This window comes from Chryseobacterium rhizosphaerae (assembly GCF_003385455.1).
Taxonomy (GTDB): domain Bacteria; phylum Bacteroidota; class Bacteroidia; order Flavobacteriales; family Weeksellaceae; genus Chryseobacterium; species Chryseobacterium rhizosphaerae.
Genome location: NZ_QNUF01000006.1, coordinates 130,368 through 153,244, shown reverse-complemented (window position 1 = coordinate 153,244; position 22,877 = coordinate 130,368). Strand labels below are relative to the sequence as shown.

The following is a 22,877-nucleotide window of genomic DNA, read 5'->3' as shown; positions in this document are numbered from 1 at the left end:
TAATATATACTTTTGTACCGAAAAAAGATGACATATGAAGAAAAGATTATTTTCAGTGGTAGTTTGTGGCTTGATCTCTTCAGGTATTTTCGGACAAAATATTCCTTTAGATCCTTCCGTAAAAATGGGTGTCCTTTCGAACGGAATGAAGTATTATATCAGGAAAAATGCACTTCCCGAAAAAAAAGTGGATTTTCGTTTGGCAATCAATGTGGGATCTATTCTTGAAGATGAGAATCAAAGGGGGCTGGCTCATTTTATGGAGCATATGAATTTCAATGGAACTAAAAATTTTCCGGATAATAAATTAGTAGATTTTCTACAGTCAATTGGAGTGAAGTTTGGTCAGCACCTTAATGCGTATACCGGTTTTGATGAAACCGTTTATATGCTTCCCGTTCCGCTGGATAAGCTGGGAAATCTGGATGCCGGACTGAAAGTGATGGAGGACTGGGCATTTAATGCCACCCTCTCTGATGAACAGATTAATAAGGAAAGAGGTGTCGTATTGGAAGAGCTTAGATTAGGTCTTGGTGCCGATAAAAGAATGCAGGACAAATACCTTCCAAAGCAGCTTTATAAATCTCAATATGCAGAGAGACTTCCGATGGGTAAAAAAGAAGTCCTGGAAAATTTTAAGCCTGACCTGATCAGGAAATTTCATCAGGATTGGTACAGACCAGATCTGATGGCAATTATAGTCGTAGGAGATATTGATGTAGAAGAGATGGAAAAGAAGATAAAGGATAACTTTGGTAAGTATAAAAAAGCTATAAACCCGAAAGAAAGAAAAAGTTTTGATCTTCCCAATCATAAAGAAACCCTTGTAGCTATTGAGACCGATCCTGATGCTACAAGCTCAGGAGTACAATTTATCATTAAAGATTCTGAAGCCTACAAACCGGAGGTTACTGTGGAACAGTACAATCAACGGATTGTAGAAGGTCTTGTGAATATGATGTTGAACAATAGGTTGGGAGAGCTTATTAATTCAACAAATCCTCCGTTTACATATGGTGCTGTTTATCATGGTGGAACTTATGCGAGAACAAAAGAAGCTTTCCAGGGATCAGCTGTTACAAAAGATGGCGATCAGCTGAATGCTTTGAAAGTTCTGTTGAAAGAAGTGGAAAGAGCAAAAAGATTCGGTTTTACCTCGTCTGAACTGGACAGAGCAAAAACACAGATCCTTTCTTCTTATGAATGGGCTTATAATAATCGGGATAAGAATGAAAACGATGAATTGATTGGTGGATATGTCGATCATTTTCTGAGGCAGGAACCAATGCCGGGAATTACCTGGGAATATGATCAGATTAAAAAGTTTTTACCTGCAGTAACTCTGGTACAAACAAATGCAATCATCGGGAAACAGGTAAAAGATGACAGCAGGGTGGTGGTAATTACCGGTCCTAAGAAGGATGATATTACAATGCCGACAGAATCCATGGTTCTGGATATGTTTGAAAAGTTGAAATTAGCAGATCTTACCCCTTATCAGGAAAAAATGAAAGCTGAGAGTTTAATAAAACCTTTTAAGTCTGAGGGGAAAATTACAAAGACGGAGACGGATACAAAACTTGGAACAACTACATGGACTTTAAATAACGGAGCAAAAGTTACTTTTAAGAAAACAGATTTCAAAGATGATGAGATTGTATTTGCCGGTTTAAGTTTAGGAGGAAGTTCAATTATTCCTGATACTGATTACAACAAAACGGAATTTGCTTTCGATGCTTTATTGGAAGCCGGATTAGGGGGGCTTTCCAAAACAGATCTTACCCATTATCTGGCAGGCAAACAGGTAAGTGTAAGTTCTTATATCAGTGGAATGACAGAAGGCGTTTCAGGAACAAGCTCTAAAAGAGACCTGAAGACGGCTATGGAGCTCATATATGCCTGCTTTACGGACTTAAATTACAATCCGGACTCTTTCAATGCCTATAAAATGAAGAAGTCCTCAATGCTTACTAATGTAGAATCAGATCCGGAATATTATTTTTCTAATGAATACGCCAAGTTTATCAATCAGAAAAATCCAAGATTTATCGGACTTGCTCCTACGGAGAAAGATTGGGCCAATACAGACTATAAAAAAGCATACGATATCTACAGACAGAAATTTGCCAATGCAGGTAATTTCCACTTTTATTTTGTAGGAAACATAGAGGAGGCCCAGCTTAAAAGTGAAGTGCTGCATTATATTGCCAGCCTTCCTGCTACAGGAAAATCTTCTACTTTTAAAGATACCGGTTATCGACCTTTGGAAGGTGAGTTTACAAAAGTTTATAAAAAAGGAAAAGAACCTAAAAGCCTTGTGACGATTTCTTATAGCGGAGAAACGCCATACAGTGAAAAAGAAGCATTTGCATTGTCAGCACTTGGGGAGGTAGCTACGATTAAAGTCCTTGAAAAGCTCAGAGAAGATGAAAGTGGAATTTATGGAGGGGGCGCAAGCGGAGGTTTAAGTAAAGTTCCCTACAGTAGCTACAGCTTTAGTATTAATTTCCCTTGTGGACCTGAAAATGTAGATAAACTTACGAAAAGTGCTCTTGCCGAACTTCAAAAGCTGATCGATCAAGGTCCTGAGCAAAAAGACCTGGATAAATACAAAGAAGGGGAATATAATGAATATAAAACAAGCCTTAAAGATAATGGATTCTGGTTGCAGGGAATTGCCCAAAATCAGGTAGACGGAAGCGATCCATATGCTATTCTGAATTACCAGGATAAAGTAAAGCTGCTGACTGTAAAAGATCTTCAGGATGTCGCTAAGAAATACCTGTCTAAAGGCAGAAATATAGCGGTTCTGATGCCGGAAGACGGGTGGGAGAATGCAAAAAAAGCTGATTCCAACACTGGAGGAATGACCGATAGAGCGGGTGTACAACAATAATTTATATCAGCTTATGTACAAAAAGCCGCAGAAAATTATTTCTGCGGCTTTTTTATTTCAATTCAAATCCTTACGGGTTAAGAACCGTATTCTTTTTTCCATTCGTCAGCTACTTCGCTGAGAACGTTATAAAAATCTTCACCGTACTTTCTGGTTAATGGTGTTTTCAGGAATTTATAAACAGGAACCTGAAGTTCTTTTCCAAGACTGCAGGCATCACTGCAAACATTCCATTCATGATAGTTTAAAGCAGAGAAAGTAGAGTATTCTGTAATCCTGATAGGATAGAGGTGACAGGAGATAGGTTTCTGCCAGTCTACAGCACCATCTTCATAGGCTTTTTCAATCCCACATTTGGTAATTCCTTTATCATCAAAAGTTACATAAGCACATTCACGGTCCTCCACCATTGGAGTAACATACATTCCGTCGTGTGGATCAGTAGTCCATGTTCCCTGTTCTTCAAGGGCTTTCACTCCTTCCTGAGTAAGATAAGGCTTTATTTTATCAAAAATACTGTCTAAAATCTCAAGCTCGTCTTTATCCAACGGAGCTCCTACATCTCCTTCCACACAACATGCACCCTTACACTTGCTAAGGTTGCAAACAAATTCTTCGGAAAAAATATCCTCGGAAATCAATTTATCGTCTATCTGAATCATAATTTTTTAAAATAAATCAAAAACTGTACCTGCTTTAAAGCCAAGTAAACTGATAATAATAAGCCATAAGCCGGCCTCCTGCATCCAATATTTTGGTAAAAACCTCACCATCCTGCTCAGAATAATACTTGAAGGAAATGCTAAAAGCAACAAATATTCATAGTTTGTATTCATATACAGAATGATCGTTACAAGCTGAGCAAGGGAAAAGACCAGTAGGAAAGTATATTTATATCTGCTTATCGGGCTTTTCTTATTATAATTTTTAAAATGATCATATACTGCATAGATGAGCATAAGAACAATAGGGGTCAATGGTAACAGCTCTGTATAGTCTGTTACGGGTTTCATTTTTCCAAATGGAAAATAATCTATATTCCATGAAGTAAACTGAACAAAATACATCACTGAGAAATAACTGAACACAATTAACACCATTCCCAACAGAAACCTGAAGAGGTTTAATCCTATTTTTGCAGATGTAGCCACCACGTGGATGATAACAAAAACAGCCATAGGCCAGGTAGTGGGAAGGAATATAAAATTCAATGCCACAATAGCACCCACCAATACATATGACTTTTTTCTGATGTCTTCATCCGCACTGGTCAGAAGAAGGATAAGAAAAGAATTGGTAAGCAGGGAAACTGCAATTCCAATATCTAAATTTCCCGGATAGAGCCCAAAAATAAAAACCGTATACAGAAATAAAGGCAAATGGGTCTGATAATTAAGAGCAATACTGTGAAAACAAAAATATCCCAAAGCAATTCCCAGAAAAGTAATACCCGCGACAATTGCCTCATATGTATTGAGATTCAGTATGTTAAATATTATTACTACTAAAAGAAGAAAACCAATATAAACAGGAATTGAAAAAATATTGCTTTCTTTTGAAAGTAATTTAAACATTTTTTATAAATTTGTACAAAGTTAATTTAAAAAAGGAAAATAATGACGTCTTTCTTTCTATTCTTAAGCAAAGTTTTCAAATGGTCTTTTGGGTTCTTTGAGACCTTTGGTAATGTTTTAAACTGGATTTTATTTATCGTTTGTTGTGTAATGTTTACTTATTGGTGTTATGTGCTGGTAGCTACATTGGGCGGTGATAAAGATAAAGACTATTATTCTCCTACGGAAGGTAAGAATCCTTACTACGATCCAAAAATCTATAAAAAAGAAGGTTAATTAATTGGTTATATAGTAAAAAACCGATCAAATAATTTAATTTGATCGGTTTTTTTATTACTAACGATTAAAATTTAATTTTCTTAGTCATGAATAGGAAGTACTAAAACAGGAACAGGCGAACTTTTCGTAAGCCCCTTTGTAAGGCTCCCTACAAATACATCATAAATCCCACTTCTTCCATGTGATCCCATGACGATATAATCAGCATTTTTTTCCTTTGCGTGTTCAATGATTATATCTTTAGCAAGTCCTTGTTTCAGAAGATGTTCACAATCAATATCGTGGGCAATAATTCTCTGCTCAATTTTATTAAGCTGAACAAGTTCTTCTCTGATCTCATTCGCTTCCACTTCCGGAAAATATTGAAATCCCATATCCCCGATCGCAAATCCGATATCAGATGGAGCTACATGAATCAGATAAATTCTACCATTAAGCTGTTTGGCAAATTTGATGGCACCTTCTACCAGCTGTTCTGTTTTATCCCCAAAATCTACGGGTAATACAATATTTATCATAAGCCTTTCATTTTGTTACCTAAAGATAAGAAAAATTTGCCAGAGTTGATGTTAAATAACTTATAATATTCGGATATCAAGGATTTTTTCATCCTCAAGGTAGGCTTCCAGAATATCATTTTCATCTACTTTTCCTACACCTTTTGGAGTCCCGGTAAAAATAAGATCACCTACTCTTAAAGTAAAATATTGTGAAGCAAATGCTATGATGTCATCAAAACTGAAAATCATATCTCTGGTGTTTCCATCCTGTACTTTTTCTTTATTCTTAAGTAAAGAAAACGGCAAGCTGTCGAGATTATAATTCTCTTTCTTAAAGAAATTCCCTACGACAGCGGAACCATCAAATCCTTTGGCAAGTTCCCATGGAAGACCTTTTGATTTCAGTTCGCTTTGAAGGTCTCTGGCGGTAAAATCTATTCCTAAGCCGATCTCTTCATAATGCTTGTGGGCGCTCTCCTTCTGAATGTATTTTCCTCCTTTTGAAATTTTTAGGACAACTTCAAGCTCATAGTGTACATCATTTGAAAATTCGGGAATATAAAAATCATTTCCTTTTAAAACCGCTGTATCAGGTTTCATAAAAATAACAGGGTTCTCAGGGATTTCGTTCCCTAATTCTTTTGCATGTTCGCTATAGTTTCTTCCTATACAGATTATTTTCATAACTTTTATTTTTTTTGCTTGTCATGAGAACAAAGCAGTCTTCTATTTTTTAATGGGTAAATTCATTACCACAATAATAACAGTGGTATTGGTTTTTAGAAATTTTTATTGGGAATCCCAGAATCAACCAGCTGATTCCAAAAACACCACCAGGTTTTTCATCCTGATAAATATGATTGGACCCACATTTCGGGCAGACAAAATTGAATTCAGGATTTTCAATAGTATGTTCCACCTCCAGCGAATATTCTTCATTGTCTTTATAATCCTGAAGAATCTGTTTTGCCCTTTCTAAATCATTTTCAAAAACCTGAAGCTGAATACCTCCTACGGCCTGAGAAAGCAGCCAGTCCGATTGGATAAGCTGTTCATTGGCAATGAAACTGTTAATGCCGTTTTCAGCCAATATCTGTTTGTCCCTATTGGCTTCAAGGGCATTATCATGAAATTTTAAGCGAATCAGGTTGGCCATTTTTTAAAATTTTCCTGAGAGTTGAATCTTTGTAAAAACTTTCTTGGTGTACAATGGGAAATCAGCATTCTGAAGCCATCCGTAGTAACCAAGATCCTTTTGGAATACTGCTTTTACTCCCTGTCCTTTATATTTTCCAAAATTGAAAATCTCTTCCTTTTTTTCATTATATCCTATAAAACCTGCAAGATCTGCATTTTTATTATGGAAAGTAAACTCACTTAAGGGAGCTATCTCATTCGGAATATCATCATATTTCCCTATTTGTGCATCCAGTACCTCAAAAGTTGCCAATACATCAGCTTCTGCAGAGTGGGCATTTTCCAATGTTTTTCCACAGTAAAACTGGTAAGCAGCGCCTAAGTTTCTAGGTTCTTTTTTGTGGAAAATAGTCTGGGCATCCACCAGCCTGAATTTGCTGAGATCAAAATCAATTTCTACTCTCAGGAGTTCTTCAGCCAATAAAGGAACGTCGAATCTGTTGGAATTAAAACCTCCCAGATCACTTCCGGTAAGCATTTCCATAATTTTGGGGGCAATTTCTCTAAAAGAAGGAGCCTCTTTTACGTCTTCGTCATAAATTCCGTGGATCTCACTGGATTCTTTAGGAATAGGCATTCCCGGATTTACACGCCATGTTTTGCTTTCTCTGGAAGCGTCAGGGTTTACTTTCAGAATACAGATTTCAACAATTTTGTCTTTTCCGATATTCGTTCCTGTTGTTTCAAGATCAAAAATACAAAGCGGTTTATGGAGTTTTAAATTCATGTTGATAGTGATAATTTGAATAAGTGATAATATGTATTGATGCTGTGGGACCTTATTTTTTATTTCAGTTGTCTCTGGAAAACAAGGGATACCAAAATATAATAAATGACAAGCATTGGGATTCCTACAATACGGAATATGGCCAGAATAGCAATACCTCCCACTAATAATACGATTTTTGGATAGTTATCTTGTAATTGTGTGGATTTAAATTTCATAGCCATCATCTTAATCGGGCTGATCAGAAGCCATGATGTAATAATGATTAATAGAAGCAATAAGAGTTCATTTTCAAATAAAATACTGAAAGAACCGGTTTCTTTAAACGCATAATATAAACCAAATAACAGCACTGTGTTGGTGGGCGTGTTCAATCCTTTAAAATAATACCTCTGTTCTTCATCAAGGTTAAAGATCGCCAATCGTAAGCAAGAGAAAAGCGTAACCAGCAATCCCATGTATTTGATTTCAAATGGCAAATGAAGGCCAAGGAGCTCGGTTCCAAAAGGTTCCAGTGCTTTGTACATCGTAAGCCCGGGAATCAACCCAAAACTTACCATATCGGCAAGGGAATCAAGCTGAAGGCCAAGATTGGAGTTTGATTTTAAAGCTCTGGCTACAAAACCGTCAAAAAAATCGAAGATCGAAGAAAGGATAAGGCAAATTGCCGTTGTCTGATAATCTCCTAAAATAAGATGTATTGCACCTATGCAGCCTGCAAATAAATTAGCCAGGGTCAAGGCATTGGCCAGATTATTTTTTATAAAATTCATAGCTACAAAAATAATGTTTTTAAAAATTCTATCTTAAAATATTATGCACTAAAAAACACAATAAAGTGATTTTGATGTAAATTTGCCGCATGAAATTTTTAAAAGGATTGAGAAAACAGGAAGTTCTGGTATTAGTTTACAGGATTTTTTTAGCGTATGTCTTTTATCAGATTGTGAGACTTTTATTTTGGTATTTCAATAAAGGACTGATCAAAATCGACTCAGTTTCGGATTATCTAAAGCTGGCCTATCATGGGACAGCCTTTGATACTACGGCGATTCTATATGTCAATTCGTTGTTTATACTCCTTAGTCTGATTCCTTTGGTGATCAATACTAAAAGAGTCTTTCAGAAAATTCTCTTCTGGATCTATTTTATAACCAATGGGATTGCCTATTCGATGAATTTCGGTGATTTTATTTACTATAAATTTTCACAGTCCAGGCTTACGTCAGCAGCATTGCAGGTAGCGGAGCACGAGTCTAATCTTTCGAAAACATTCATGATCTCTGTTGGTGAGCATCCTTTTGTACTGATATGGTTTGTTGTTTTGATGGGATTATGGGTATTTCTATACAAAAAAGTGAAAATTGAGGAGCAGAAACCAGCAAAATTATTACCTTATTTCCTTTCCTCGGTTGTTATTTTATGTATCACAGCCGTTTTGGTAGTGGGAGGAATTCGTGGTGACTTTAAACATAGTACAAGACCGATCAATATGGTGGACGCCAATCGTTTTGTAACCAATCCGCTTCAGGGAAATGTAGTGTTGAACAGTACTTTCTCCTTTTTCAGGACATTGGGTACCAATAGTTTTAAAGAAGTTCATTTTGTAGATGAGAAATATATTGATGAAAATGTACAGTCTCACAAAGTATACGACAGGAAAGTGGAAAACCGCCCCAATATTGTTATTTTTATTGTAGAATCTTTTGGACGTGAGTATTCCGGGGCTTTTAATAAAGATAAAAATATCAAAGACTATGTTTCCTACACACCGTTTATGGATAGCCTCGCAACACAGAGTCTTATTTTTCCAAATACGTTTGCGAACGGAAGGCAGTCTATTCATGGGATGAGCAGTGTGTTGGCAGGTATTCCGAGTCTTACGGATGCTTTTACCGGATCACCCTATTCTAATCAGAAAATTCAGTCTATTGTTTCGGTATGTAATGACTTAGGTTATGATACTTCTTTTTATCACGGTGCACCCAATGGTTCGATGGGATTCCTCGGATTTGGGAACATCTTAGGTTTCAAACACTACTTTGGGAAAACAGAATATAACCATGATGAAGATTTTGACGGCATGTGGGCTATATGGGACGAACCCTTCCTTCAGTATTTTGCTAAAAATGTAGGAAAAACACAGCCTTTTATGACTACTGTATTTACGGCTTCATCTCACCACCCGTTTAAAATTCCGGAAAAATATCAGGGAAAATTTAAAAAAGGGAAAATAGAAATGCATGAGCCTATTCAATATACAGATTATGCCATTAAAAAATATTTTGAAACAGCTAAAAAACAGCCTTGGTTCAATAATACAATTTTTGTTTTTACAGGAGATCATACCAATCAGGTATACTATCCGGAATATGAAAAAGCAATGAACCGTTTTGCTGTTCCACTGATTTTTTACTCTCCAAATCCCGAATACCAGCTTAAGGGAGAGAATCCTGAGACAGCTCAGCAGATAGATATTTATCCTACTTTAGCAGACCTTATCGGTTACAATAAGCCTTTAAGAAGCTGGGGAAGAAGCTTAGTGAGTGATAAAAAATATCCTTCTATTGTCGTTAATTCCGATGGAACTTCGGAGCAGTTTATTATTGGGAACTATATGTACCGTTTTGATGGTAAAGAAATTATAGGGGTATACGATAAAAGTGATTTAGGACTTGAAAATAATTTGATCAGTAAACTTAAAACTCCTGAAGTAGAAAAAGGAAAACAAATGGCAAAAGCCTGGTATCAGGATTATATGAATAGAGTGATCAACAGAAAACTGAATTAGCCCAAAGACGATAGGTAGGCTGCGGATAAAAAATAAAGAATGTTTCTTACCTTTTATGCTTTGTATAACAAAAGTTTTTGTTTGTTGAAAATTAATTTATATTTTTATCAATACGTAGGAAAGACTACTGTATCAGAATTAAAACTATAAGAAATATGAAAAAACTGTTATTAACATTCGCGCTTTCACTATTCAGTGTGCTTTCATTTGCACAGATAGAAGGCAAATGGAAAACGATAGATGATGAAACTAAGCAAGCTAAATCTATTGTCGAGATATTTAAAAAATCAGATGGAAAATATTATGGGAAGGTTTCTCAGTTGCTTATAAAACCAGCTGATCCGAACTGTACAGCTTGTAAGGATGACAGAAAAGGTAAACCGATTCAGGGATTAGAGATCATCAGAGGATTGAAAAAAGATGGAGATGAATTTACAGGAGGAAGTATTACCGACCCTAAAACAGGAAAAACTTACAAATGTACCATTACAAAAAGTGGAGATAAATTAAATGTAAGAGGTTACTTAGGATTATCTTTATTAGGAAGAACCCAGGTTTGGGAGAAAGCTAATTAATTTAAGTTTAAATAGAATTTTAAGACGGCATTTCAGAAATGGAATGTCGTTTTTTTTTTTTGTGAAAAAACTGTAACGAAAATAAAATTCCTCCACTTATAGCATATGAGCACAGAACAGGAAAGATTATTTGTGGGATTTTTTAAACCTAATCAAAAACTTATCCACAAAATATGTAAAATATATACAGATAATGCTGAAGATAATGAAGACCTTTTTCAGGAAATCACCATACAGCTTTGGAAATCATTTCCTGGATTCAAAGGGGAGGCTAAATTTTCTACCTGGATGTATCGTGTAGCGCTTAATACGGCCATTACTTTATTTAGGAAGCCTCAGAAAAAACAAGGCCAGCCCGTGGAACTGGATATTGGATCCCTGAAAATAGAGCATGAGGAATATGTAGATGATGAGCATCAGTTAAAAAGAATGTATAAAGCCATCTATGAACTGTCTGATGTAGAAAAAGCACTCATCATGATGTATCTTGAAGATAAGCCCTATAAAGAAATTGGGGAAATCCTGGGGATTACTGAAGGCAATGCAAGGGTAAAGATGAACAGAGCAAAAAATAATTTGAAAACGAAAATAAGCACAACATAATATGGAAGAACTGGAATTGTTAAAAAAAGACTGGAATAAAGAATCTGAAGAATTTAAAGAATATTCCGAAAACGAAATTGATGGAATGATTAAACATAAATCTGTTTCCATGACCAAAAATTTATTAATTATAGGACTTATTGAAATTGTATTATGGACTTTTTACGGTTATATGAGTGGTCAGTTTCCCTACATCAGGATGGTTTTGTTTTTTGCCTTTATGACGGGGATTATATTTCTGTTTCGTAAGATGACAGCAGGGCAGAATAGCATTGCATTAATGAAAGCTATTTTAAATTTACGAAAACTTGTATTAAGCTATGCCTGTATTTCATTGCTTTTGGCAATCGTAGACAGTGTCATTCATTTTGAACACAATACAAAGGAGGTTATGGCTGGATTTAAAGATGGTTGGGGCAGAAGCTCATCTGTTGAAAACATTTCTACTGATCCCGGAATAATGGTACCCGGATGGGGAAATTACCTTGTCTTTGGAATTTGCCTGCTGATTGTTTTCTATCTTTTGTATGCAATATATAACAGAACCTATGGGAAAATTCTGAAAAACCTTAGAAAAAACTATAAAGAACTGAGCTTGCAGGAGGAAAAAGCAATTTAAATAAAATTAATATTAAGGGATCTCATTGAATGAGATGCCTTTTTTATTATGTGTATAATAAAAAAACACTATTTTTGTAGTCTAAATTTTTCAAGAAAATATGGCAGAATATACTTTTCGTGAGGTAATTGCACAGGCAATGAGCGAGGAAATGCGTAAAGACGAATCCATTTACCTGATGGGGGAGGAAGTGGCAGAATATAATGGTGCATATAAAGCTTCAAAAGGAATGCTGGATGAATTTGGTCCTAAAAGAGTAATTGATACTCCTATTGCAGAGCTTGGATTTACAGGAATTTCTGTAGGAGCTGCAATGAATGGAAACAGACCAATCGTAGAATTTATGACATTCAATTTCTCATTAGTAGGAATTGATCAGATTATCAATAATGCAGCAAAAATACGTCAGATGAGTGGTGGACAGTGGAACTGTCCTATCGTTTTCCGTGGTCCTACAGCTTCAGCAGGACAGCTAGGAGCTACTCACTCTCAGGCATTCGAAGGTTGGTTTGCCAACTGTCCGGGGCTTAAAGTAGTGGTGCCTTCTAACCCTTATGATGCAAAAGGATTATTAAAAACAGCTATTCAGGATAACGATCCGGTTATCTTCATGGAATCTGAGCAGATGTATGGTGATAAAATGGAAATTCCGGAAGAAGAGTACTATTTACCAATAGGAAAGGCAGATATCAAAAGAGAAGGTACAGATGTTACGTTGGTTTCTTTCGGTAAAATCATGAAGCTGGCTATTCAGGCTGCTGAAGATATGGCTAAAGAAGGAATTTCTGTAGAAGTTATTGACCTTAGAACAGTTCGTCCTCTGGATTTTGATACGGTTTTAGAATCTGTAAAGAAAACAAATAGATTAGTTATTTTAGAAGAGGCTTGGCCATTTGGTTCAATATCTTCAGAAATTACATACATGGTACAGCAAAAAGCATTCGATTATTTAGATGCTCCAATCAAGAGAATTACTACTCCTGATGCACCTGCGCCTTATTCTGCAGCACTATTTGCAGAGTGGTTCCCTAAGCTTGAAAAAGTGAAAGAGGAAATTAAAAAAGCGATGTACGTTAAATAGATAATAGAAAAAAACTTCCGAAAGGAAGTTTTTTCATTTATTATATTCATGGATAAAAATTCGTTGAGTCATAAAATTAATATAAATTTGCGCGTTTAAAAAATAAATAAGCTGACATGGCAGACGTTACAGAAGATGGTTATCATTTTGATATAAAAAAACTTTCTTTTATTGGAGTTTTAGTCTCTTTAGGAATTGTTTTCGGAGATATCGGTACATCACCGCTTTATGTGATGAAAGCAATTGTTAATGCACAGGCAGGAGGTAGTAATATGCCTTTCAACGAATACATAGAAGGTGCTTTGTCCTGTATTATCTGGACACTTACTCTTCAGACTACCATCAAATATGTAATCATTGCCTTAAGAGCAGATAACAAAGGGGAAGGAGGTATTTTGGCTTTGTTCTCATTAGTTAGAAACCTTAAAAAAGGATGGCTGTATCTTATTGCAATTATAGGGGCTGCAGCACTTATTGCAGATGGTGTGATTACACCGTCGCTTACAGTAATGTCAGCTATTGAAGGTCTTGAAATATACAATCCTCATACCCCTGTAGTTCCTATTACAATTGGAATTTTGATTGTTATTTTTGTTGTGCAACAATTTGGGACTAGCTTTATTGGAAAGTTTTTTGGCCCTGTGATGGTTGTCTGGTTTCTAGTGCTAGGAGGGTTAGGAGTAATGCATTTGAGTGAGAATTTTGAAATTTTAAGATCTTTCAACCCTTATTATGCCTATAAACTTATCGTAAATTCACCTAGTGCAATTATTATTCTTGGTGCTGTTTTTCTTTGTACCACCGGGGCGGAAGCTCTTTACTCAGACTTGGGGCATTGTGGTGCTAAAAATATAAGAGTAAGCTGGGCATTTGTTAAGATTATGCTTATTTTAAACTATCTTGGACAAGGAGCATGGCTTTTAACCAATTATAATAAACCTGGCTTTTCTGTAGTAAACCCATTCTTTGGAATTATGGAAGAATGGATGATCATACCGGGAGTAATTTTAGCCACTGCTGCTGCGATTATTGCAAGCCAGGCTTTAATTACAGGTTCCTTTACCATCTTCTCTGAAGCAATGTCTCTTAATTTATGGCCTAATCAAAAAATTGATTATCCTTCTGGAGTTAAAGGACAAATGTATATCCCAAGAATCAATTGGGGACTTCTTATTCTATGTATCATTGTAGTTCTCCATTTTAGAGAATCTGGAAAAATGGAAGCTGCCTATGGTCTTTCTATTACGGTAACGATGCTGATGACAACAGTTCTTTTAGTTTTCTGGTTGTTGAAACGCAGAGTAAGCAAAGTACTGATACTTCTTTTTGCTTTGGTATATATGGCTATTGAGCTAGGTTTCTTCAGTGCCAATATTATTAAATTCATGGAAGGCGGTTGGATTACAGTGGTACTAGCTGGTTCTATAGGGATATCTATGTACGCATGGTATAATGGAAGATTAATAAAAACAAGATTTATCCAGTTTGTGAAAATAGATAAATACGTATCTATCATTAAAGATATGAAACTGGATGAAACCATTCCAAAATATGCAACGAATCTTGCTTATCTGAGCAGAGCGAAAAGAAATGATGAGGTAGAATCAAAAATTATCTATTCTATCATTAAAAAACAGCCGAAAAGAGCTGATCACTATTTTATTCTAAGTATTGTCAATCAGGAGGATCCATATACTTTCAAGTATACGGTAGATGAAATTCTTCCGGGAACGGTTTATAAAGTTAATTTCCTTTTAGGATTTAAAGTGGACCGAAGAATTAATGATTATTTCAATATGGTACTGAAAGACTTAATGGCAGATGGTACCATTCCTTCAAGAAGCAGTCATCCCTCTTTAAGAGCTCATGATATACCGCCGGATTTGAAATATGTAATTATAGATAATACATATATCAACGATATCCTTTTAACTGTTAAACAGAAGATTACCCTTAATATTTACAACTTTGTGAAGTATATAGGAAGTGATGACTTTAAGGCTTGGGGAGTGTCTTCTCATAACGTTGAAGTGGAATCTGCGCCGATTACAGAACTTACTGTTTATGACAATAAAATTGAACAGTCCGGGTACTTCCGACACACTTCTTAAATGTCAGGTCATGTAATCATACTATCTATTTAAATAAAAATCGATAAATTTGTAGATAATTTTTTTAATGGATACAGTACAAAAAGAAAAGAATATAGCTTTGATCAAGGATGTTTTGAGAAACTACTTATTAGAAAAAGGGTTTAGAAACACACCTGAGAGATATACGATATTGGAAGAGATTTATAATATGGATCATCACTTTAACGTTGATGATCTGTATCTTCTGATGATGCAAAAAAAGTATCATGTTTCCAAAGCGACCATTTACAATACTATTGAAATTTTCCTTGATGCAGGTCTTATTCGTAAGCATCAGTTTGGAGAAAAAACGTTAACCTCTTCGTCTTATGAGAAGTCTTATTTTGACAAGCAGCATGATCACCTTGTGATCTATAAAAAAGACTCTGATAAAGAGATTGAAGAGATTATCGAATTCTGTGACCCACGAATTCAAGGAATCAAAGAAGCCATTGAAGAAGCATTTGGCGTAAGAATTGATTCTCATTCGCTGTATTTCTATGGCACTAAGAATGACTAATTAATGAGAATAATCTTTTTTCTGTTACTCTGTATTTCTACGCTTGGCTTTGCGCAGGACAAAATTCCTGTGAAAAGAGATCCGTATCTACAGAATCCTTCAACGGCAAAACCACAACCGCAGAGACCTGAAGATAAAATAAAAATTATCCATGCGGATAAAATTATAAAAGATCCTGCAAAATACGAGGGTAATCAATACTTTACCGGGAATGTTCAGATTGAACATCAGGGATCCATACTTACAGCAGACGAAGTGGTGCTGTATAATGAAGAGAATTTTGTAAAAGCAATAGGCAATACAAGGCTTCAAAATACTGACGGATCAGTAATTACGGCGGGGGAAATGGAATATGATGGTAATACCCAGAAAGGTGTTGCCCGAAAAAATGTTGTCCTTACAGACCCCAAGCAGACCATAAAAACAGATATTCTTTATTATGACAGGCTTTCCAACCAGGCTTATTTTAATACCGGAGGGACCATTAATGACAGTCAGGGTAATGTCATGTATACAAAGTCTGCGACCTATTTTCTAAACACCAAAATGATAGATTTTGTGGGTAATGTTAAAATAGACAATGCACAATATATTATCGAAGGTGTCAACATCAAGCAGAATCAGAACACGAAAGTGGCTGAGTTTTTTGGTCCTACTACGATTACAAACAGAGCTAATCCTAAAAACAGGATATATACGGAAAGAGGTACCTATAGGATGGAAACTAAAGAAGCTTTCCTGAATAAAAATTCCAAGATCTTTTACAATGACAAAATCCTTACCGGAGACGATATGTATTTCAATCAGATCACCGGTTTTGGTAAGGCAACAGGAAATGTAATGCTTGATGATCCTAAAGAAAAAAGGTACATCAAAGGTGGTTATGGTGAAATTTTTGAGAAAAAAGATTCTGCCATGATGACCAAAAGCCCTTACGCTGTAAAAGTAATGGAAAAAGATTCAATTTATTTTGCTGCCGAAAAAATCCTTTCTTACCAAAGACCGGATTCTTTAGATATCAAAGTAAAGAAAAGCTTTTTACGAGCCTATAAAAAGGCCCGTATTTACAAATCAAATGCCCAGGGTAGAGCAGACTCTATTGCTTTCAATGAAACAGACGGAGTAATGCATATGTACACAAAACCTATTCTTTGGAGTGGAGAAAAACAGGTGACAGGTGATAAGGTAGAAGCATATTTTAACACCAAAAATGAAAATATAGATTCATTGAAAGTCATTGGAAATGCTCTTGCTATCAGTAAGGTAGATTCATTAAATCTAAAAGATGAATTCAACCAGGTGAAAGGAAAGTTCATGACCGTTTATTATGAAAATAATGACATTAAAGAAGCAAGAGTGGTAGGAAATGCACAGTCTATTGCTTATGTAGATGATACTGACCAGGAGACTAAAAAACCGGAAAGAATAGGAATCACACTTTCTGCCTGCGGTATTATTGGGGCTTTGTTTGAAGAAAAAGGACTGCAAATTATTTCCTGCAGTATTGGAGCTACATCAGATACTTATTCTATGAGTAAAATAGAACCGGCAAAAAAGAAGTTCCCTGACTTTAACTGGAATACTAAAGATAGGATCAGGAAATGGCAGGATATTCTTGTAGATACTCCTAATAATGAAGAAATAAAATATACCGGAGATAATGAGCTCTATGAGGAAGCTCAAAATGCTATAGAAAAAGAAAAGGCTAAAGAAGAGGCAAAGAAACCGAAAAGAGTCAGAAAATAAAATATCAATATCCGTTTCACAATTTGTGAAGCGGATATTTTTTTGAATTTTATTGTTAAATATATTTATATAATTTCCATTTTAAATCACTTATTAGTGACATGTATTATATGTTTTTCTGATTTATAGGGAAAATTTAATGGTGAATTATTAAATTGTAAACTGCTGATATATAAGATCTAATTTAGATTATGCTCTTTAAAAATTCACATTTCTTTTATTTTTTTTTGATGTAAATACTTTTTTTTGATTTTTTAATAAAATTGTAATATTTGGTATTATAATATTTATTAATTTTAATATGTCAAATCAAGTAAAAAATTACAAAATGAAATTAAAATCTATTATCATGTTCTCTCTTATCTCATTTGGGATGAGTGCACAGGTTGGGATTTCAAAAGCCCTCACTTTTGATCCAGATACGAGAACACAGCTGCATGTGAAGCAGGATAATTTTGCGGCCCGAATGCCAAGAGCAAATACCGCGGCAGTTCTTCCTACTTCATTAACAGGTACTACCGGAGATGGAACTCAGGGCTCTGTAATATTCAACAGAGAAACAGGAAGTATTGTTCAGAATGACGGTACAAGCTGGAAGATCTCAGATCCGATTGTTACTACTATGAAGAACAATAAGATGGCACGTTTTATCAGATCGGGTAACGTGACGACCAGTTGCGGAACATGTGGACTGGCATGCGGATTTACAGTAAAAACATGTACGGCAACTAATATTAACTTTACGACTACAGCCCCTAGTTTTAATGAAATCTCTGCGGATGTAGCATTAGCAGCTGCAACTAGTAATGTGATCAATATTAATACTAAAGGCCTTTACAAGATATCTTTTAAAAGCGGAGCTATTGATATAAGCACTCCTTTATGTGTGGGAGTTACTATTAATTTAAAATCATCATTGAATTTGGAATTGAGTACAACTGCTGATGCTACCTGGCGTCCTATTAATAATACAACCAGTACCTCTACTTCAGGAGCATTATCTGTAGCCAGCTTGCTACCTGGTTCTATTGATGTAGGTCAATCCTTAGCCTTTACGTATGTAGGTGTTTTTAACCCCGGTGATAAATTGAGGTTATCACTTGCAGGGTCCCAAAATATTGGAACTGGTATATGTTCAGGAGCCTTAGGAGGAAATAATATGAGTTTTGCAATGACCAAGATTGGAAATGCAATATCGGAGGTTATTGTTGAAAAAATAAATATGCAATAAGATGAAAAAAATTATACTTATTCTAATGGTCGTAGCTCAATACTGTGTAAATGCACAGGTTGCTATAGGAGGTAACTTTGTAAGCACTAAAAATATAGTCAAAGTTCAGGATGGAACGAAGGGAGTAATTTTACCTTTTTCCAATACTTATACCGGATTTCCCAAATATAATAATGCGTCACCGGATCAGTTTAACGATTATCCTAATCTTGTTGGTGGCCTTATCTACAATAAAGCTGATGATCAGTATTATAAATATGATGGTTATGCCTGGAATCCTGCCAGACAAATTCAGGGAATTTATCAGCCAAAAGGGTCGAGGTTGGGGCTATCCTCAGGTATTACTATTCCCTGTATCTCATTTGGAATAGGATTCTGTTTTGCGGGCACCACTCCTACCTATTTGGCTCCGGATGACAAAAGCCAGGTTCTTGTGGATAATTTAGGCTTGAAAAGTACAGGTAACGTAAGTGTTAAACAAAATGGGATATATGATGTGGGGGTTTCTTTAGGCTTTACGGGTGGAAGTTTTGGAGCACAAATAGGAGTTACTGAGTTTAAGTTGACATTACAAGTAAAATATACTGCTTCATCAGATTGGGAAACAGTGGTTTCAAAGACCAACTATTCTATTGTTTTTATCGTAGATACCCAAGGAAACAAAACATCAAGTTTCTCACATACTATTTTCTTACCAGCAGGAGCAGAGCTTAGGGTCGTTCCGTCTATCAGCTCAACTTCTATTTCCGGAGGGGCACTGTCTGCCTATGGTACAGATTCCAATTCGATCAGTTCTTATATTGCAGCACGTTTAATTAAAGCTTTTTAAGATGAAAAAATATATATTCGGACTGTCTTTATTCATCATGAATATCTACAGCGCACAGGTGAATTTTACAAATATTCCTAACCCTGATTCAAATGCCAATGGAAACGATCAGGTAATGATGTATATTACCAATACGAATGAAGCAGCAGGAGTAAAAGGTTTTGGACTTCCTGCAGTAAATGCAGAGGTAGATCTTCCTTATACAGGAGTAAATGCTCCGGGGTCAAGAATAGAGGTGTTGCGGGGACTGCTTTTGTTTGTCAAAAGTACAGGCGAGGTAATGGTTTTTGACGGGCTGGTGTGGAGTAAAGCTTTTGAAATAGAATCTGATAATATCTCAAGGTTTCAGCTGAATGCTGTTTCAACAACTACAGGTACTGCTTTGTTGCCTATAAACTCCCTTATTGATAAACCTAATTTCCTTGCAGATCCATTAAAGCTTAAAACAAATGTACCTACAACAGGTGCTGATCTTAACAGATTGTATGTTCGGCAGACAGGATTATACAGGATTAATGTAAACCTGAATTTTACAGGTGCTGCAGGTTCTTTTAGCAACAGGTTAGGAGCCAGTTTATATGTGAATGATGTGAAGAGGTTCCAATTGTTGGAAGAAACAGTCAATTTTGATGGTACTAACCGTAAAATCAATTTAGATTTTTCCGTATATGCTGTTCAGGGACAATATATTACTTTGGAATCCATCTCAGAGGTAAGTGGAACTACCACGTATAATGTGACTAATAACAGTTATGTAACGGTAGAAAAAGTATTGTAGATCAAACAAATCTTAATATTTCAATTAAAGATCACCCTTAATTTACTAAGGGTGATCTTTTTATTCCCAATCAATAATTTCGGCATTTGACGAATCTTTTATAGCTTTGCTGAAATTTTTTGAGACGATGGAAATGCACAAAGACTTTTTTATATATCAGGCGCAGACAACAAAATTTGCTGCAGGTTTTGAGGTTGAAAAAGCTGTTGGAAACTATATTTATGGAACTGACGGTAAAAAGTATCTGGATTTTGTAGCCGGAGTTTCTGCCAATACATTGGGACACTCACATCCTAAAATTGTCAATGCTATCAAAGAGCAGGCAGATAAATATCTTCATGTAATGGTTTATGGTGAATATGCTCAGGAGAAACCTGTCGCTTTATGTCAATTGCTTGCAAAAGCTACACCGGAGCCGTTAGAAGTTACTTATTTGGTAAATAGTGGTGCAGAAGCTATTGACGGAAGTTTAAAATTAGCAAAAAGATATACGGGAAGAGAAGAAATCATTTCTTTCAAAAATTCTTATCATGGTAATACACATGGAGCATTAAGTGTTTCAGGAAATGAAAACCATAAAAGAGAATTTCGTCCCTTGTTGCCTATGATCTCTTTTATTGAGTTCAATAATGAAGAAGATCTTGAAAAAATTACAGACAAAACAGCCTGTGTTATTTTAGAAACCATTCAGGGGGCAGCGGGGTTTTTAGTTCCCAATGATGATTATCTGATCAAACTGAAAAAAAGATGTGAAGATGTGGGAGCACTGTTGATTCTTGATGAAATCCAACCTGGTTTTGGAAGAACGGGAAAACTATTTTCTTTTGAGCATTTTGGAATTGTCCCTGACATCCTGGTGATGGGAAAAGGAATGGGTGGAGGAGTTCCTGTAGGAGCTTTTATGAGTTCCAGAGAAATTATGGAAACATTATCCCATTCTCCAAAGCTGGGGCATATTACTACCTTTGGAGGAAATCCACTGATTGCGGCAGCAAGCTATGCTACTTTAAAAGAAGTGCTGGAAAGTGGCCTGATGAATGAGGTGGCAGAAAAGGAAAAATTATTCAGAGAACTGCTGGTACATCCAAAAATTAAAAATATCAATGGTAAAGGCCTGATGCTGGCTGTAAACCTTGGTACCCCGGAATATACACTGGAGGTTGCCAAAAAATGTATGGAAAAAGGACTTATTGTTTTCTGGCAGCTGTACAGAAATGAATATCTCAGAATTTCTCCACCATTAACTCTCTCCATGGATGAAATTAGGCAAGGTTGTCAGATTATACTTGATATACTGAATGAAAATTAAAGATTAAATCTCTCCAAATCGGAGGGATTTTTTTATGCTTTGCATGGTAACTTTAATTGCTGGTATTTAACATAATGTAGATTTAATCCCTCTGATAAATATCATACAGATTCTTTAAAAAAGTAATTGCTTTTTTGTGTAATAAAAAAATTAATTTATATATTGCGGAACGATAAAAACAAAGATTATATGGCGAAACATAAAGTCCATTACGAATTTCCAATGCACTGTTTATCAGAGATTTTATATGAATATCTGGCGACTGCAGAGGGGTTGTCTGAATGGTTTGCGGATGAGGTGACAGAGAAAGGCGATGATTTCTTTTTTAGCTGGGGAGGAGGACCTGCAGAAAAAGCTACTTTAATCAGATATAAGCCTGAAGGTTTCGTACGTTTCAGATGGGAAGAGGATGAAGGAACTAAAAATTTCTTTGAAATGACTATCACAATAGATGATATTACAGAAGATTTAGCTCTTAATATTACAGATTTCTGTGAAGAAGGAGATGAAGAAGAAAACGCAATGTATTGGGAAAACCTTATTGAAAATCTTAGGATAAAGTTAGGTGCGGCATAATGTCGGACGATATGAAATGATAAAACTGATGAACGATTTATCGTTCATTATTTTTTTATAAATAAATCACAGCAAAAATTGGAAAATCAATATTTTACTTCAGATACATTAAATGTAAAGAATAGAGCCTTTCTTTGGGGCGATACTGTGAAAGTTTCTTTCTTCGTAAAGAATGGAGGGTTGATCATGGATGAAGAGTGCTACTTCTTTCTGATGGCTTCCATGCGAAAGATGAGAATGAATATTCCTCTTACGTATACGTTGGAATTTTTTCAGAATATTTTTCAACAAGATATTATTGATGGAAAAGGAATTCAGAACGGGATTATCAATTTTCAGGTTTTCAGAAACACTGATGGGGTAACGCTGGCAAAATCTTCAGTTTCCTATTTTTATGAAGTTGTGGAAATGGATGATGTTTTGGCTGTTCATGGAAGACCTTTAGAGATGGATCTGATTAAGGAAATTAACGTTAATAACAACCTGTTAAGCAATATCAGGGTTCATTGCCCGGAAAATATTTACGGTGGGATTTATGCACAGGAAAATGACCTGGATGATGTGATTCTTTTGAATCCCAATAAAAGAATTGCACGTGCTACTTCAGGAAACCTTTTATTTTTGGAAGGCAATGTTATTAAAGTTCCAAAACAGTCGGAAGGGGCTTACATCTCTCCATTAATGGAAAATTTTGTGACGCATCTGCATAAAAATAATCTTGCCGATATTCAGGAACATGAAATCATAGCATTTGAATCCCAGAAAGCTGAAGAGATTTTAATGATTTCGGATGAAAAAGGTATATTCTCTGTAGGTAAAATAAGAAATAAAACTTTTGAAAACACCCGTTTTACGGAGCTGGTGGAAAGCTGGAAAAACAGTTTTCAATAAAAATTGACAAACCCGGTAAACAA

The 22,877-nt window shown here is 35.6% G+C and carries 23 protein-coding genes; 16 read left to right on the top strand and 7 right to left on the bottom strand.

The window, feature by feature from the left end; genetic code table 11:
• The first annotated feature begins 34 nt into the window (after positions 1–34).
• On the top strand, positions 35–2,896 hold the full coding sequence (locus DRF57_RS07455) for a M16 family metallopeptidase (protein ID WP_115917707.1): 2,862 nt from the start codon (positions 35–37) through the stop codon (positions 2,894–2,896).
• A gap of 77 nt (positions 2,897–2,973) precedes the next feature.
• On the opposite strand, the gene DRF57_RS07450 is transcribed toward DRF57_RS07455, so the two are convergent.
• Both DRF57_RS07450 and DRF57_RS07445 read right to left on the bottom strand, forming a co-directional pair.
• Complete coding sequence (locus DRF57_RS07450) at positions 2,974–3,558, bottom strand: DUF3109 family protein (protein WP_047488059.1); 585 nt, start codon at positions 3,556–3,558, stop codon at positions 2,974–2,976.
• A 6-nt stretch (positions 3,559–3,564) separates the two neighbouring features.
• A complete protein-coding gene (locus DRF57_RS07445; RefSeq protein ID WP_047488062.1) occupies positions 3,565–4,470 on the bottom strand; it encodes a DUF6427 family protein in 906 nt (301 codons plus the stop codon).
• A 42-nt stretch (positions 4,471–4,512) separates the two neighbouring features.
• Here DRF57_RS07445 and DRF57_RS07440 point away from each other — a divergent pair, with 42 nt between their 5' ends.
• Positions 4,513–4,746, top strand: a complete 234-nt coding sequence (locus DRF57_RS07440) for a DUF6341 family protein (protein ID WP_047488066.1) — start codon at positions 4,513–4,515, stop codon at positions 4,744–4,746.
• An 83-nt stretch (positions 4,747–4,829) separates the two neighbouring features.
• Here the strand turns inward: DRF57_RS07440 and DRF57_RS07435 are convergent, their stop codons facing one another.
• Genes DRF57_RS07435 through DRF57_RS07415 form a run of 5 tightly spaced genes read right to left on the bottom strand, consistent with a single transcriptional unit; the run spans position 4,830 to position 7,946 of the window.
• Positions 4,830–5,267, bottom strand: a complete 438-nt coding sequence (locus tag DRF57_RS07435) for a universal stress protein (protein WP_047488068.1) — start codon at positions 5,265–5,267, stop codon at positions 4,830–4,832.
• A gap of 60 nt (positions 5,268–5,327) precedes the next feature.
• Positions 5,328–5,933 (bottom strand): fumarylacetoacetate hydrolase family protein, encoded by a 606-nt coding sequence (locus tag DRF57_RS07430; RefSeq protein ID WP_084085869.1) that lies wholly within the window; start codon positions 5,931–5,933, stop codon positions 5,328–5,330.
• A 49-nt stretch (positions 5,934–5,982) separates the two neighbouring features.
• Positions 5,983–6,405, bottom strand: coding sequence for a putative signal transducing protein (locus DRF57_RS07425; RefSeq protein WP_047488074.1), 423 nt, complete (start codon positions 6,403–6,405; stop codon positions 5,983–5,985).
• Positions 6,406–6,408: 3 nt separating this feature from the next.
• On the bottom strand, positions 6,409–7,173 hold the full coding sequence (locus tag DRF57_RS07420) for a 3'-5' exonuclease (protein ID WP_115917705.1): 765 nt from the start codon (positions 7,171–7,173) through the stop codon (positions 6,409–6,411).
• 59 nt (positions 7,174–7,232) lie between these two features.
• Positions 7,233–7,946: a CDP-alcohol phosphatidyltransferase family protein gene (locus tag DRF57_RS07415; protein ID WP_115917703.1), complete on the bottom strand. Its 714-nt coding sequence runs from the start codon at positions 7,944–7,946 to the stop codon at positions 7,233–7,235.
• An 89-nt stretch (positions 7,947–8,035) separates the two neighbouring features.
• Between DRF57_RS07415 and DRF57_RS07410 the strand changes: the two genes are divergently transcribed.
• From DRF57_RS07410 to DRF57_RS07345, 14 genes are all read left to right on the top strand, one after another.
• A complete protein-coding gene (locus DRF57_RS07410; RefSeq protein WP_115917701.1) occupies positions 8,036–9,964 on the top strand; it encodes an LTA synthase family protein in 1,929 nt (642 codons plus the stop codon).
• A gap of 155 nt (positions 9,965–10,119) precedes the next feature.
• Complete coding sequence (locus DRF57_RS07405; RefSeq protein ID WP_047488084.1) at positions 10,120–10,539, top strand: DUF2147 domain-containing protein; 420 nt, start codon at positions 10,120–10,122, stop codon at positions 10,537–10,539.
• A gap of 105 nt (positions 10,540–10,644) precedes the next feature.
• Positions 10,645–11,142, top strand: a complete 498-nt coding sequence (locus DRF57_RS07400; RefSeq protein ID WP_115917699.1) for an RNA polymerase sigma factor — start codon at positions 10,645–10,647, stop codon at positions 11,140–11,142.
• 1 nt (position 11,143) lies between these two features.
• Entirely contained in the window at positions 11,144–11,761 is a 618-nt protein-coding gene (locus DRF57_RS07395) for a hypothetical protein (protein ID WP_115917697.1), read from the top strand.
• Between the two features lie 100 nt (positions 11,762–11,861).
• The gene (locus DRF57_RS07390; protein WP_047488092.1) at positions 11,862–12,842 is read left to right on the top strand and encodes a pyruvate dehydrogenase complex E1 component subunit beta; all 981 of its coding nucleotides are present in this window, start codon (positions 11,862–11,864) and stop codon (positions 12,840–12,842) included.
• 116 nt (positions 12,843–12,958) lie between these two features.
• On the top strand, positions 12,959–14,953 hold the full coding sequence (locus DRF57_RS07385) for a KUP/HAK/KT family potassium transporter (RefSeq protein WP_084085346.1): 1,995 nt from the start codon (positions 12,959–12,961) through the stop codon (positions 14,951–14,953).
• Positions 14,954–15,020: 67 nt separating this feature from the next.
• Entirely contained in the window at positions 15,021–15,494 is a 474-nt protein-coding gene (locus DRF57_RS07380) for a Fur family transcriptional regulator (RefSeq protein ID WP_047386665.1), read from the top strand.
• 3 nt (positions 15,495–15,497) lie between these two features.
• Entirely contained in the window at positions 15,498–17,240 is a 1,743-nt protein-coding gene (locus DRF57_RS07375; RefSeq protein WP_115917695.1) for an OstA-like protein, read from the top strand.
• A 328-nt stretch (positions 17,241–17,568) separates the two neighbouring features.
• Complete coding sequence (locus DRF57_RS07370; protein WP_123863298.1) at positions 17,569–18,471, top strand: hypothetical protein; 903 nt, start codon at positions 17,569–17,571, stop codon at positions 18,469–18,471.
• A 1-nt stretch (position 18,472) separates the two neighbouring features.
• Positions 18,473–19,300, top strand: a complete 828-nt coding sequence (locus DRF57_RS07365; protein ID WP_047488102.1) for a hypothetical protein — start codon at positions 18,473–18,475, stop codon at positions 19,298–19,300.
• Position 19,301: 1 nt separating this feature from the next.
• Entirely contained in the window at positions 19,302–20,078 is a 777-nt protein-coding gene (locus DRF57_RS07360; protein ID WP_047488104.1) for a hypothetical protein, read from the top strand.
• A 133-nt stretch (positions 20,079–20,211) separates the two neighbouring features.
• The gene (locus tag DRF57_RS07355) at positions 20,212–21,387 is read left to right on the top strand and encodes an aspartate aminotransferase family protein (protein ID WP_115917757.1); all 1,176 of its coding nucleotides are present in this window, start codon (positions 20,212–20,214) and stop codon (positions 21,385–21,387) included.
• A gap of 189 nt (positions 21,388–21,576) precedes the next feature.
• Entirely contained in the window at positions 21,577–21,963 is a 387-nt protein-coding gene (locus DRF57_RS07350; RefSeq protein WP_034696870.1) for an START-like domain-containing protein, read from the top strand.
• Positions 21,964–22,041: 78 nt separating this feature from the next.
• On the top strand, positions 22,042–22,854 hold the full coding sequence (locus DRF57_RS07345) for an aminotransferase class IV (protein WP_115917691.1): 813 nt from the start codon (positions 22,042–22,044) through the stop codon (positions 22,852–22,854).
• Positions 22,855–22,877: the final 23 nt, after the last annotated feature.